This is a genomic window from Corynebacterium poyangense, from assembly GCF_014522205.1.
Taxonomy (GTDB): domain Bacteria; phylum Actinomycetota; class Actinomycetes; order Mycobacteriales; family Mycobacteriaceae; genus Corynebacterium; species Corynebacterium poyangense.
Window position 1 is genome coordinate 1,609,853 of the sequence record NZ_CP046884.1, and the last position, 13,526, is coordinate 1,623,378.

Sequence of the window (13,526 nt, forward strand, 5' to 3'; positions counted from 1 at the left end):
CTGTGTCAATGAGCGACACCGCTTCTCTTCCTGCGTTGTCCGATACTGTCGGCAGCCATGTTCGCGCCGCCGCCGGAAAAAGCCCAGCCTCAGCGACCTCCCGCAAGTTTTGGTTTGGGTTGTCCGACGCCGTCATGGAGCAAATAGCCGACCGCTGGGAAGAAACCACTCGTGCTTATGCTGCTACACGTCGTCAGCATTATTTTTCTGCTGAGTTCCTGATGGGACGAGCCTTGCTCAATAACCTCACCAACCTGGATTTGGTGGAAGAGGCTGAACAGGCTGTATCCCAACTGGGCCACAACCTCAGCGACGTCCTTGAAGCTGAAAATGATGCCGCGTTAGGAAATGGCGGTCTAGGCCGACTTGCCGCCTGTTTCCTCGATTCCTGCGCAACGATGGATCTCCCCGTCACCGGTTATGGTTTGCTCTACCGCTACGGATTATTCCGTCAAATTTTTGAGCAGGGCTTCCAGGTAGAGCAACCCGATGCGTGGAAAGAAGACGGCTACCCCTTCGTGGTCCGCCGAGAAGACGAACAATACACCGTTACCTTTGATGACATGGTGTGTCGAGCCATCCCCTATGACATGCCGATCACCGGATATGGCACCAAGAATGTCGGTACTCTCAGGCTGTGGAAAGCTGAGCCGCTGCATGAATTCGACTATGAAGCTTTTAACTCTCAGCGGTTTACTGACGCCATCGTGGAACGCGAACGGGTGATGGATTTATGCCGGGTTCTCTATCCCAATGACACCACCTATGCCGGCAAGGTTTTGCGCGTTCGTCAACAGTATTTCTTCACTTCAGCGTCACTTCAGGCCATGATTGCCAATTACCGTGAGCATCATGGTGATGATCTGCGCGGATTCGCAGAGTACAACTGCATTCAACTCAATGACACCCACCCGGTGCTAGCCATTCCAGAGCTCATGCGGTTGTTAATGGATGATCATGGCCTCGGCTGGGAGGAAGCCTGGGATATTGTCTCTCAGACCTTTGCCTACACCAACCACACCGTGTTGGCTGAAGCCTTAGAACAATGGAGCACCTCTATTTTCCAGCAGCTATTTGGCCGCGTCTGGGAAATTGTGTGCGAGATTGATCGCCGGTTCCGGGAAGACATGCGCTCTCGTGGGCTGAATGAGGAGCGCATTCACTACATGTCTCCGATCCATGACGGCACCGTACACATGGCGTGGATTGCTTGTTACGCTGCGTATTCCATCAACGGTGTCGCTGCCCTGCACACGGATATCATCAAGTCTGAGACGCTGCGGGATTGGCATGAGTTGTGGCCAGAAAAATTCAACAACAAAACCAATGGTGTTACCCCGCGTCGTTGGCTGAAGATGTGTAATCCTCGATTGTCGGAATTATTAACTCGACTTTCCGGGTCCGACGCCTGGGTCCGGGATTTGCACCAACTGCACAACCTCCGTCATTTCGTCGATGATAACGCCATCATGGATGAATTATTGGCCATTAAAGAAGCCAATAAGCAGGATTTCGCCGAGTGGATCAAGCAACGCCAAGGCGAAGTCCTCAACCCCTCCTCCATTTTTGATGTCCAGATCAAGCGTCTTCATGAATACAAGCGTCAGCTCATGAACGCCCTCTATTTCCTCGATCTCTATTTCCGCATTAAGGAAGATGGGGAAACTGATATACCGCCACGGACATTTATTTTCGGCGCCAAAGCTGCCCCGGCTATGTTCGCGCCAAAGCGATTATTAAGCTCATCAATGCCATCGGCGACTTGATTAATAATGATCCGGAAGTCAACCACATCTTGCATGTGGTTTTCGTGGAAAATTATAACGTCTCTCCCGCGGAAAAAATTATTCCGGCAGCCGATATCTCCGAACAGATCTCCACGGCCGGCAAAGAGGCCTCTGGGACCTCCAACATGAAGTTCATGATGAATGGTGCCCTCACCCTCGGGACCTTAGATGGCGCCAATGTCGAAATTGTTGATGCTGTTGGAGAAGACAACGCCTACATTTTCGGGGCTCGCAATGATGAGCTCAACGCCTTGCGCCAAAACTACCGTCCTCGGGACGCCTATGAAACCGTCCCAGGTTTACGTCGAACCCTTGACGCCCTAGTAGATGGACACCTGGATGACAATAACTCGGGAATGTTCCATGATCTATTAAGTTCTCTCCTTGATGAAGGCGGCTGGGAAACTCCCGACGTTTATTACGTGCTCGGAGATTTTGCTGATTACCGCGCAACTCGTGACCGCATGGCGGCTGATTATCTGGCCGATCCGCGCGCGTGGGCACGAAAGTGCTGGATTAATATCTGCGAATCTGGTCGTTTTTCCTCCGACCGCACCATCGATGACTATGCCCGGGAAGTATGGCGGTTGACCCCCAACCCCATAGCATAGTTCATCTCAATAATGCGGCTAGGATATCAACCTAGCCGCATTTCTTCTGCCTCTATTAACGGGGTAAAACTTACCCCCGCCGTGCTAATCAGCTACCGGCTTCGAGGTATCTTCTCCGAGCAAATGGACATGAATCATATTGGTGTTTCCCGATTCCCCTGGAGGGGTACCAGCCACAACCACCATCATGTCATCGCGTTCATAGTCAGACATAGCCAAAAGAGCTGAATCCACTTCCTGCATCATGGAATCAGTATCCTCAACCGGTTCACACAAGAAGGTTTCCACTCCCCATGTCAACGCCAGTTGGGAACGTACAGCCGGGTGCGGAGTAAATACCAACAACGGCAGGTGAGAATGCAACCGCGCCACACGTCGGGCGGTATCGCCGGAGGTAGTGAAGGCTACCAACGCCCGAGCGTTCAAACGCTCGGCAATATCCCGTGCAGAGTAGGAAATCACACCCCGCTTGGTGCGCGGAATATGAGTCAACGGCGGAACACTGCCGTGAGACTCGGCGTGGCGAACAATCTTCGCCATTGTTCGCACCACATTCTCCGGGTCAACACCCACCGAGGTTTCTCCCGATAACATCACTGCATCAGTACCATCAAGCACCGCATTGGCAACGTCTGAAGCCTCAGCGCGGGTTGGCCGGGAATTTTCAATCATCGAATCCAGCATCTGAGTAGCCACAATAACTGGCTTGGCGTTTTCCCTGGCAATCTGGATAGCGCGCTTTTGCACCAGCGGTACCTGTTCCAAGGGAACTTCCACACCGAGATCACCGCGAGCCACCATAATGCCATCAAAAGCTAAAACGATAGATTCAAGCGCATCTACTGCCTCGGGTTTCTCTAGTTTCGCAATTACGGGCACCCGTCGCCCGACCTCATCCATGACTTCATGCACGAGGTCAACATCTGCCGGAGAGCGAACAAAGGATAGAGCAACAATGTCCACCCCTAGCTTCAAGGCAAACCGCAGATCTTCTTTGTCCTTTTCGGACAAAGCCGGAACAGAAATATCCATTCCCGGTAAAGATACGCCTTTGTTATTAGATACCGGGCCGCCTTCAGTTACTTCGCATACAACGTCATTACCTTCAACGGCTTTGCATACTAAACCAACTTTGCCGTCATCAACCAGCAGGCGATCTCCAGGACGAGCATCTCGAGCAAGCCCCTTATAGGTGGTAGAAACCCGATCATGAGTACCCGGCACATCATCCACGGTGATCCTTACTGTCTCACCAGTCTCCCAGAAGGTCGAGCCATCGGTAAACCGCCCTAAGCGAATTTTCGGGCCTTGGAGGTCAGCCAGGATCCCTACCGCATGTCCGGTTTCATCGGTAGCTTCACGCACCCATCGGTAATTCTGCTCATGATCAGAATGATCACCATGGGAGAAGTTCATCCGCGCTACATCCATACCAGCGTTAACGAGGGAGGTAATCCCCTCCTTGCTCGCTACCGCCGGACCCAACGTACAGACGATCTTGGTTCTTCTATCCACTGAAATTCATCACCCTTGTTACTTCATTCGACATCAAACCGGCATTCTCTGCCCGATTATGTTGGCTTTCGCCCGTTCGGGAACGAATCTTAGGGGATTTTCCACGTGATCCCGAATGAGCACGCTTCAAAGGCTACGCGCCTTCGTGCTTATCCTCTATTCGAACCGGAGAAGAATCACTATTTTCTTCACCCACCTGGGCTTTTTCAGATGAATCAATGACCTTCGCCCTATTTTCCCCTCCAGTGACCTGTTGCTCACTTTCTCGTCCCCGAGCTAAAAGCAGGAAGACAATTACCGCCCCGATAAACACCACTGCCGACACAATGGTGTTAATCCGAAGCCCCATCACCATGGTTGCCTCATCAGAACGCATTCCTTCCACCACAAACCGACCGGCGGTATAGAGCGCTACGTACAAGGCGAAAACCCGACCATGCCCTAAGCGATAATGGCGATCTGCCCAGAGGAGAATAAAGAACACTAAAACATTCCATAGCAGTTCATAAAGGAAGGTGGGGTGGACCGTCGTTAATACCTCACCGGTGGAATGACCAGTCAAAGGAGCTATCCGACCATGCGCATCGACTCGCTGGTATATCTCTAAAGCCCACGGAACATTCGTGGGACGACCATAAAGTTCTTGATTAAACCAATTTCCTAGCCGCCCGATGCCTTGGGCCAGAATAATGCCGGGGGCAATGGCGTCTGCGAACGGGGCAAGTGGAAGGTTTTTTCTTCGGAAAAAGATCCACGTCCCCACTCCACCAAGAGCCACGGCACCCCAAATCCCCAAGCCACCGTTGGTGATTTTGAGTGCATCAATAGGGTGTGCGCCGGGACCGAAATATTTAGGATAGTCCGTGATGACGTGGTACAGTCGCCCGCCGATGATGCCGCAGGGGATAGCGACTATAGCAGCATCCCACACGACGTTGGGGTTGCCTCCACGAGCGACATAACGACGAACAGTGATCCACAAAGCAACGACAATCCCAGCAATGATGCAGAGGGCATAGGCCCGGATGGGAATAGGCCCCAGATACCAAACTCCCTGGGGTGGAGAGGGAATAGCAGCTAAGTTTTGAAGATGCACTCCCCTAGTGTGCCTTACATTACGCAGGTACCGCTAATTCTCGGTGCCGATAGCCGGATGCTGACCGGCTGCCACCATTTCTCGGGTCAAGGAGCCAGGCGTCCTGGTGGTAGACATCCCGCGACTGACTATCACAGCATCTGCCCCAAGCCGGGCACACGCTACGACATGAGCTGGAGTTGTCACCCCACTTAACACCACAATCGGTTGATTCCCACGCCGGACCAACGGTATCAATTGGAAAATCAATTCTCGGTCTATCGAAGCCTTGCCCCACAGCTGAGGATTGATACCGATAATCCCGGTTCCTAGTGACACCGCCAATTCGGCTTCTTTGGGGTTACGGACTTCAAGAACCGGAGTCATTCCCAGGGATCCAATTCGATCTACCAAGGATTCACTGTGCCGAGTAAGTAGAAGCCCTAAGGATACAGTGAGCATATCTGCACCATAGAAGCGAGCTTCATGAATTTGATAGGGGTCAATAATGACATCCCGACACAACAGAGGAATATTGACGGCACCTTTGGCTCGTCGCATATCCTCATGGGACCCACAAAATGGCGGCAAATCAGTGTGACACGAAAGCGCCGCAGCACCGCTAGCTTCGCACTCTTGGGCGATGCTCTTGATCCCGGTGTATTCCCACGGGTCACTGCCTTGTGGCTGGCAACATTGCAGCTCGGTAATAATAGAACACCCCGGCGCCAGGAGAGGTGAGGTCGGATCCAAGGGCGCCGGGGTTTGTGCTGCTAATTCTTTAATCTCAGGAAAAGGAAGGGCGGCTTCCCGCAGCGAAACTCGGCGACGCACTTGCGCCACGAGGTAGTCTACGACCACCGGTACCATCAGCCCTCACCTCGCTTTCTTCCACCATCCCACACCCCTGCGGAAAGTGAATTAGAGCACGACGCTCCTTGTAGCTGTATAGGTTATCCGGAAAGCAAGCAAGAAAGAAATCAGCAGGAACGTGAATCCGCATCTGTGGGATCGATATCTGCATCCAAGGCGTCCCACATCACCCGGTCGGAATCAGAGTTTTCGGCTAATTCTTGCTGGATAGTGTGTTCTCGTTGTTGTTTTCGTTGATATTTATCCGGGGATGCGGAATCAGATCCAGGCCTAATCATCAACAGCACCCCAGCAAACAAGGCGAGAGCACATCCTCCTAGGGCAACACCTGGCCATAGCGGATGAAGCTGCATGTCGGTGAGCTGGGCCCATTGTGACAAGCTCACTGGGTCGGTCAGCCGGGCATTATTGGCCCCGGAGGTCAAAATAGATCGAGCCCGCTCCGGGTCTCCGCCGGTTAATAACAGGTGCATCGGCGCCCAGGAAGCACCCACGGCAGCAAGAGCAGCAACCAACCCGATGATGCGTCGACCCCATCGGCGCAACACCAAAGCGGCAATACATCCAGCAATGAGCACCAAGGCAAGAGCAGTCATCTCGGTAGACCAGGATGCGCCAACCAGATTTTCATGGTGCTCTCCGGATTTGTCATCAAAGGCTGAAATACTGACCCAGGCCATCCGAGAGCTGAGCCAAATCACTAAAGCTGATATTCCTAAAAGAAGAGCGGCAAAACGGGCCCGAGTTTTATCCTCTTGTGCCTTGTCCACGTCAGTTTTCCCTTTTAAATCTGTCACAGTAGCTGGTCACCATCGAAACATGTCCGCGTCCCCGTGTGACACGCTGCGCCTTGTTGATGCACCTTGACCAAGACGGTATCCCCGTCACAATCCAGCCGTACCTCAGTCACCTCTTGGGTATGCCCGGAGGTCAACCCTTTAATCCAGTATTCTCCGCGAGACCTGGACCAATAGGTTCCCCGTCGAGTAGCCAGAGTAAACGCCAAGGCATGACAATCCATCCACGCCATCATCAGCACTTCAGATTCTTGATCGGCTGATTGCACAATAGCTGGCACAAGTCCAGCCTCATTAAATTTCACGCGTTCCTGAAACTGGGGGTCTAAATCATAGTCAGCTGGGTTATCTGAACTCACGTGCGCACCTCATATCCACCCTTACTCAGTGCCTGTTTTACCTCAGAAATTGCTACTTCCCCAAAGTGGAAAATACTGGCCGCCAGCACTGCATCAGCTCCAGCTGCTACCGCCGGAACAAAATGCTCTGCATGTCCAGCCCCACCCGAAGCAATAATAGGAACATCCACCGCCGCGGCAACTTTATCAATGAGTTCGACATCAAATCCTGTCTTTGTGCCGTCCCCATCCATAGAGTTAAGGAGGATCTCCCCCACCCCAAGTTCCTGACCACGGCGAGCCCACTCAATGGCGTCTATCCCAGCACTTCGGGTGCCACCATGAGTGGTTACCTCAAAGCCTGAAGGCTGGGGTTCGGCTCCGTCTGGAACACGTCGGGCATCAACGCTTAACACCACGCATTGGGCACCGAACCGCCGGGAAAGCTCACCGAGAAGTTCGGGCCGAGCAATTGCTGCTGTATTGACGGAAACTTTGTCTGCGCCTGCGCGAAGAAGTTGGTCAACGTCTGCTTCGGTACGCACACCTCCACCCACAGTCAGGGGGATAAATACTTGCTCGGCTGTGCGTCGAACTACCTCCAACATCGTGCCTCGGCCGTGTCGCGAAGCAGTAACGTCTAAAAAGGTAAGTTCATCAGCTCCCTCTTTGTCGTAGCGTTTGGCTAATTCCACCGGGTCACCGGCGTCTCGGAGATTTTCAAAATTAACCCCTTTGACAACACGACCATCATCGACATCGAGACACGGTATGACACGAACTGCCACAGCCATGAGGCAACCGTCCTTCCAAAACAGGGAACCAGGTGAGAGAGGCTTCTTAGGTGGGTAGGTTTCTACTCATGGTAGCCATGATGGCGGAGTGAGCTTGAGGGGACCCCACTACACAGCTATCGGAGTGAATAGTCCAGGGTTGTCCGCTGGTGTCAGTGACGTATCCTCCAATAGCGCGATTAAGCACGACGCCCGCAGCGTTATCCCAAATATGGGGTGAAAAGGATACCGCACCGCCGAAGATTCCTTGAGCGCTAAAAGCTAGGTCTACCCCCACTGATCCGGTGATTCGAGGGCGCAAGTAGGTATCCGCTAATTCTGAAAGGAGACCCTGGCGAACCATGGAGGGGAATTTTGAGGCGGCGGGGGACGATACTGAAGAAAATCCCACCTGCCCAACTAGGGTGGAAGGGCGAGACTCCGGGCGGAAAGGTGAGCCGTTGATGAGGAGCGGACTGCCGCGGTAGGCGCTCAGGCGTCGCCCAAGAGTGGGCAGAGATGTGATACCAATGACCGGTTTTTGGTCGATAATAAGACTCATCAAAATAGCGCATAAGGGGTTGCCAGCAGCATAGTTAGAGGTTCCATCAACCGGATCAACTACCCAGACCGCTTGATGGTTGAGGCTGCCGCCTTGTTCTTCTCCGAAAACCGGGATTCCGGTGAGTTGATTCAGCCGGGTGCGGAGGAGTTCTTCAATATGAACGTCAACGTCGGTAGCAAAATCCCCGGGCGCCTTAAAGGTAGTGGGATCTGCCCCTAACCCATCAAGGAAAATATGTTCTGCCTCGGTACAGATTTCCTCCGCCTGAGAAAGCAACTGTGACAGATCCATTGTCTAACCCCTAGCCCTGGGTGTGGGGACGCGTCTGAGTCTCAACGGCGGCTAAGGCTTCTGCCAGGGTGAACTTATGCTCATAGAGAGCTTTACCAATAATGACGGAATCAATCCCCTCATCGTGGTAGCGAGAAACCTCACGGACATCTTCCAGGGTGGAGATCCCACCAGAGGCTGTTACCTGGGCATCAGTTGCTGCGGAAACTTCCCTCAGCAAGTCAATATTAGGGCCGGTCAGTGTGCCGTCTCGTGACACATCAGTAACAACGAAACGGCGGCAGCCGGCAGCATCTAACCGCTCTAATACTTCCCACACATCTCCCCCATCAGATACCCAACCATTGCCCCTGGCACGCCACTCTCCGTTTTCTTGGCGAAGAGCTAAATCCACGGCCACTTGATCCCCGTATTCCTTCAGAACCCGGGCAATCCACTCTGGTTTTTCTAATGCCGCGGTACCGATATTTACTCGGGCGGCACCTGTTGCCAAGGCCCGTTCCAGAGACTGATCATCCCGGATTCCTCCGGTCAATTCCACCTTAATATCCAGGTTACGAGTGATTTCTGCCATGAGCTCATGGTTAGAACCACGGTTAAACGCAGCATCCAAATCGACGAAATGCAGCCACGCAGCACCTTGGTCTTGCCACTCCTGGGCAGCTTCCATGGGAGAACCATAAACCTTTTCGGTCCCAGCCTCCCCCTGATCAAGGCGAACCGCTTGGCCACGTACAACATCCACCGCAGGAAGAAGAGTAAAGCTCATGGCTGTTAAGTGTAATCGGAACTACGCCTTAAAGTGTTCGCACCCAGTTTTCTAGCAGGGCTAAACCTGCGTCCCCAGACTTTTCAGGGTGAAACTGGGTAGCCCACAAGGGCCCGTTTTCAATGGCCGCAATAAACCGATCTGATTCATGATCAGCCCAGCTCACCAAGGGTGGTGTGGTAGGCCCATCGGTCGGAAAATCCCACTTCCGAACCCCATAGGAGTGCACGAAATAAAATCTTTCACCGGGAGACAACCCTTGAAACAGCTCCGAATTTTCTGGATGCTCAACGGTATTCCATCCCATGTGGGGCAAAGTCTTAGCCGCTAGACGTTCCACCACACCCGGCCATTCGCCGCAACCTGCGGCGGTGGAGCCGTGTTCTACTCCTCGTTCAAAAAGTACTTGCATCCCTACGCAGATGCCGAAAACCGGGCGATCTCCAGCTAGGCGTTCACCAATCATTCGGGGCCCGTGTACTCGTTTGAGCCCATTCATGCAAGCCTCAAAAGCTCCCACCCCGGGTACTAATAGCCCATCAGCGTTAAGAACAGTGTGCGGATCAGCAGTCAACGTGACCTGTGCTCCGACCTTTTCCAAGGCGCGGTGGGCAGATCTTAAATTCCCAGATCCATAATCGAGGAGGGCAACGGTGGAGCTCATGGCCGAAAGTTTAGTGGGTTAGGGTTCTTGACCCAACAGTTAGCCCTCATCCTGGTTCGGCGGAGTCACCGCGCCACGATTCTTCCAGCCGGGCCGAGGTGGGCGTCGGACTAATAACTTGGTCACCTCTACTGGGCGCGTTGCTACCCGTCGAGCTTTCCGGACCCCATAGACGGCTTTGCGCGCTACCGGCACCTGGCGCAGCCGGGCCCGCATATTTGAATGCTCCGTAATACGGTGCCTACCAACAACATGGTCCGCGATGGTGATGACAAGCCCCAAGGCAATAATCGCTGCTCCTAGGGTGTAAGCCCCGCTATAGCTCAACGAGGCCGCCACCACCCCAAGGAGGACGGAACCAATGCCGGTACCGGCATCATAAGAGATGTTCCACAAGGTCGAGGCATCGGAAACTCGTGATCGCGGCAACCGGAAGAACATAGAAAGCAGCGCCTCGTTTTGCACCATACCGAAGGCGCCGCCAAATAACACTGCTGCTAAAACCAGGAGCCATAAGGGCCAGTTCCAGGCGAGGACGGCTGCTATCAATAACGTCCCGAGCAAAGAAGCCAGCTGGGAGGGAATCATGGTTAATCCGGGCATTCCGCGACGATCTGCAACCATGCCGGAAAGGAAACGAAAAACCATCATCGACGCCCCGAGGATGGAGAGCATGAGCCCGCCGATGATGGAGCCGGACACCGGATCCACTTGGTTTACCGCGATGGGGAGAAAAGACGATACTGCCCCGAATGTCATTGAGAGGGAGGTTACTGCCAGGGCAGGAACCGTGATCAGTTTCCAGGTGGCTGGTGGAGGAACCTCCTGTTCATCCATATGTTGATATTGCGAGGGTGTAGTTGGTGGGGTGGGGCGAAGCCGGGGGATGGACAGACACATGAGAGCCGAAATCAAGGCCACTGCTGCTGCGAGCAGGTAGACGACGTGGAAACCAAAGTTTCGGCTGACGCTTAAACCGATGGGGAGAAAGAGCATTTGAGACAAGCCCACTGCCACGCCGAGTAGGCCGGAGGCTTTTCCTAGCCATCGCAGCGGAACAAGTTCCGCGATCAATGCTGATTGGGCCACAGTCAAAGCTCCGAAGCCAACACCACGGAGGGCTGAAAAACCTAAGACGTTCCAGGGGTCAAGTCCCAAGAGGTGACCTAGGGCTGGAAAACCGAGCATAAAAGCAGACCCCACCATCACCGGGTTATACCCCATAGCGCGCAGCATGGTGGGGGTGAGTATCTGGGTCAACACAGTCGCTGCCATAAATACTCCCGTAGCCGAACCAGCAAGAGACTCTGATTCCCCGGCATCCACCACAGCCAGGGGAATAACGGGAAGAAGCAAAGCGTAGCTACCGAAAGCGGCAGCCACCGCTATCAGCGTGGCAATAAAACCAGGACTCTGCCATACGCTGTTGATCTGATTGATCTTCTCCGGTGTCAGAGCCCGTGGCGCCACTTAGGTCATCACTCCCATCAACAAAACAATTGCCAAGGCTAAAAAGGCGGCCGCTAGGATTGCCGTCGCTATGCTCAGCGCCTTCCTATCAGCCTGATACAGTGACCAGCTTCCGCCCACGAGGAGCCCAGCGATAAGAAAAGCAACCTAGATCAACCACGGTGGGTTTGCCGCACCCTGAGCCGCCGAATCCTGAGCCACTATAGCAAGCTGGTTCCATTTTCCTACTGTTAAGAATACAATCTAACGCCTACTGGCTGTCGTACGAAAATCTTGCTAGCCGTGCGAAAAGCTGACTGCTCCCGTGTGGTCGGCAGTTCAGATGGCTGGGTATAGAGAATTATTTTAAATGTTCGGGGCACATATTCCTTTGCTTAGTTATCTTTCCGGGTTCTAAACACAGGAAATCCTGGCAGGTACTCGTTCATACCCAAATACTTGACATGCCGTTCCTGTATTCGCTGTTTTCCTGCTTCGATATAGGCCAGCACTTCGCTATGCGTCAGCACCTTTTCGTGTACGGTGGTGACCTTACTCACTTGCAACTCGTACCGCTCCAGATTATCCAGATAGCTATCTGGCCAGAACTGCCAATCGAATCCTGCAGTTGCGATATCGCTGTCCATAAAAATCTGCTGCTGTGGAAGGTAGGCAAAAACAGCATCCGCCATATGGCTATTTGAAATCACACGGTAAATATCTAGGATCGTTTTGGAATCCTCAAGCCTTATGTGCTCGTCAATCGGGACAAACTCAAAGTTACGGTCTGTGGTGGGCGTAATGATATCTTCAAAATCCGGTGTCTCGCGTTGCGCCATCTCGCGCAGGATACCTTCGTTTTCACGATTCGCATAGATACGAAGCCCTTGGGCCACCGCTGCCCTAAATCCGCCTGTGTGGTCAAAATGATGATGAGAAATGATAAGGTCGGTTGCTTTCTTCCCTGGGACGAGCGTATTGGCCAAATCGATGATGGCTTTTGCCTGGGTCTGATTCCAATATAGTTCAAAGAGAGTGAGATGGTCGTCAAACTCAATGACCGTTGTACCTCCTATTCCCGCAATTCGCCATACGCCGTCGTCAACCCGTTCAACGCTCAAAGGCGGCAAAAACTCCTGGGGAATATCCGCGCTGGCGATATGTTCTGGGGCCTGGACGCTTTTGACGTCTCGGTTTACTCGGTAGCCATCGACATAGACCTTAAAATATACGATGTCTCGAAAGTTTATTTTGGTGCTGTATCCCATGGGGAAATGCAGGTCATCAAAGGGCATGTAGCCGGTAAACGTCGTCGTAAATGTCACTTCTCCCAAATTGGTCTGCGCGGTATTCCATTTAATCTGTTCAGGAAGGAGCGAACGTTTATCCACTAAAAATTTCAGCTTATCTCCAGCGGCCGTAGCCAACGCTAATTCTACCAAATCTGTCTTTTCCTGAATATGCTCAACTGTCAGCTTATGATTTAGCAGTTCATGTAAGACGACCACCGGGTTTGTAAGTGACCATAAGCGCCTGATTCTTCTTCCATCGACTGTGAGTGGATCCTGTAAAAACTCAGCAACTCGTTTCATCGTGCCATCGGGCAAAATATCGTAGGCAATCTCGCCATCCAATACTTGGTTAAGAGGGTAGAAGGCATGTCCGAACTCAGCAGCAAAGGGAAACAGCATGTTGCGCCGCTCTTTCATCTGGAAGGTGTCCTCTTTGAAGTTCCAATTCCGTTGCAATTCATTTGCCGCCATATACTTTTGTGGGGCGTCTGGTGAAGCGGAGATGTTACCTCCACCCCACATATAGGCATACTGTCCATAACCAAACATCTGCAAGGATGTCATCTCTTTGATACTGTTTGCGCCACCTAGTTTTTCTGCTACTTTTTCTACAAAAGTCATAGCATTTTCTATTGTTAAGTTCATTGTCGTACTCCTCGTCATCTTTTTTATGGTTGAACATACGCTATCGTTGCCTCCGCAAAGGTGCGCTTACAACAATTGCTTT

General features: G+C 52.7%; 11 protein-coding genes and 1 pseudogene. 1 reads left to right on the plus strand and 11 read right to left on the minus strand.

Going from position 1 to position 13,526, the window contains the following annotated elements:
- The first annotated feature begins 8 nt into the window (after nucleotides 1-8).
- Nucleotides 9-2,398 (plus strand): annotated as a pseudogene (locus GP475_RS07545) (glycogen/starch/alpha-glucan phosphorylase).
- An 84-nt stretch (nucleotides 2,399-2,482) separates the two neighbouring features.
- Here GP475_RS07545 and pyk read toward each other — a convergent pair.
- The 11 genes from pyk to GP475_RS07600 all read right to left on the minus strand — a co-directional run bounded on the left by pyk (nucleotide 2,483) and on the right by GP475_RS07600 (nucleotide 13,444).
- The gene (gene pyk, locus GP475_RS07550) at nucleotides 2,483-3,913 is read right to left on the minus strand and encodes a pyruvate kinase (protein ID WP_187973821.1); all 1,431 of its coding nucleotides are present in this window, start codon (nucleotides 3,911-3,913) and stop codon (nucleotides 2,483-2,485) included.
- A gap of 133 nt (nucleotides 3,914-4,046) precedes the next feature.
- Nucleotides 4,047-5,009 (minus strand): prolipoprotein diacylglyceryl transferase, encoded by a 963-nt coding sequence (lgt, locus tag GP475_RS07555; protein ID WP_187973822.1) that lies wholly within the window; start codon nucleotides 5,007-5,009, stop codon nucleotides 4,047-4,049.
- A 33-nt stretch (nucleotides 5,010-5,042) separates the two neighbouring features.
- Nucleotides 5,043-5,858 carry an indole-3-glycerol phosphate synthase TrpC gene (locus GP475_RS07560; RefSeq protein WP_187973823.1) on the minus strand — a complete coding sequence of 272 codons (816 nt, stop codon included), beginning with the start codon at nucleotides 5,856-5,858 and terminating at the stop codon, nucleotides 5,043-5,045.
- A gap of 110 nt (nucleotides 5,859-5,968) precedes the next feature.
- Nucleotides 5,969-6,631, minus strand: coding sequence for a TIGR02234 family membrane protein (locus tag GP475_RS07565; RefSeq protein ID WP_187973824.1), 663 nt, complete (start codon nucleotides 6,629-6,631; stop codon nucleotides 5,969-5,971).
- Between the two features lie 23 nt (nucleotides 6,632-6,654).
- Nucleotides 6,655-7,017, minus strand: a complete 363-nt coding sequence (gene hisI, locus GP475_RS07570; RefSeq protein WP_187973825.1) for a phosphoribosyl-AMP cyclohydrolase — start codon at nucleotides 7,015-7,017, stop codon at nucleotides 6,655-6,657.
- Nucleotides 7,014-7,790 (minus strand): imidazole glycerol phosphate synthase subunit HisF, encoded by a 777-nt coding sequence (hisF, locus tag GP475_RS07575; RefSeq protein WP_187973826.1) that lies wholly within the window; start codon nucleotides 7,788-7,790, stop codon nucleotides 7,014-7,016. The genes hisI and hisF overlap by 4 nt, the downstream gene beginning before the upstream one ends.
- A 46-nt stretch (nucleotides 7,791-7,836) precedes the next feature.
- The gene (locus GP475_RS07580) at nucleotides 7,837-8,625 is read right to left on the minus strand and encodes an inositol monophosphatase family protein (protein WP_187973827.1); all 789 of its coding nucleotides are present in this window, start codon (nucleotides 8,623-8,625) and stop codon (nucleotides 7,837-7,839) included.
- A 10-nt stretch (nucleotides 8,626-8,635) separates the two neighbouring features.
- Complete coding sequence (gene priA, locus GP475_RS07585; protein ID WP_187973828.1) at nucleotides 8,636-9,394, minus strand: bifunctional 1-(5-phosphoribosyl)-5-((5-phosphoribosylamino)methylideneamino)imidazole-4-carboxamide isomerase/phosphoribosylanthranilate isomerase PriA; 759 nt, start codon at nucleotides 9,392-9,394, stop codon at nucleotides 8,636-8,638.
- 28 nt (nucleotides 9,395-9,422) lie between these two features.
- Entirely contained in the window at nucleotides 9,423-10,058 is a 636-nt protein-coding gene (hisH, locus tag GP475_RS07590) for an imidazole glycerol phosphate synthase subunit HisH (protein ID WP_187973829.1), read from the minus strand.
- 39 nt (nucleotides 10,059-10,097) lie between these two features.
- Entirely contained in the window at nucleotides 10,098-11,528 is a 1,431-nt protein-coding gene (locus GP475_RS07595; RefSeq protein ID WP_187973830.1) for an MFS transporter, read from the minus strand.
- 374 nt (nucleotides 11,529-11,902) lie between these two features.
- On the minus strand, nucleotides 11,903-13,444 hold the full coding sequence (locus GP475_RS07600) for an MBL fold metallo-hydrolase (protein ID WP_187973831.1): 1,542 nt from the start codon (nucleotides 13,442-13,444) through the stop codon (nucleotides 11,903-11,905).
- Between the last annotated feature and the right edge of the window lie 82 nt (nucleotides 13,445-13,526).

What these genes read in the sequence shown, in the direction of transcription:
- GP475_RS07560 (WP_187973823.1), bottom strand. Translation starts at nt 5,858, where the DNA reads ATGGTACCGGTGGTCGTAGACTACCTCGTGGCGCAAGTGCGTCGCCGA.
- hisF (WP_187973826.1), bottom strand. Translation starts at nt 7,790, where the DNA reads ATGGCTGTGGCAGTTCGTGTCATACCGTGTCTCGATGTCGATGATGGT.
- GP475_RS07580 (WP_187973827.1), bottom strand. Translation starts at nt 8,625, where the DNA reads ATGGATCTGTCACAGTTGCTTTCTCAGGCGGAGGAAATCTGTACCGAG.
- priA (WP_187973828.1), bottom strand. Translation starts at nt 9,394, where the DNA reads ATGAGCTTTACTCTTCTTCCTGCGGTGGATGTTGTACGTGGCCAAGCG.
- hisH (WP_187973829.1), bottom strand. Translation starts at nt 10,058, where the DNA reads ATGAGCTCCACCGTTGCCCTCCTCGATTATGGATCTGGGAATTTAAGA.
- GP475_RS07600 (WP_187973831.1), bottom strand. Translation starts at nt 13,444, where the DNA reads ATGAACTTAACAATAGAAAATGCTATGACTTTTGTAGAAAAAGTAGCA.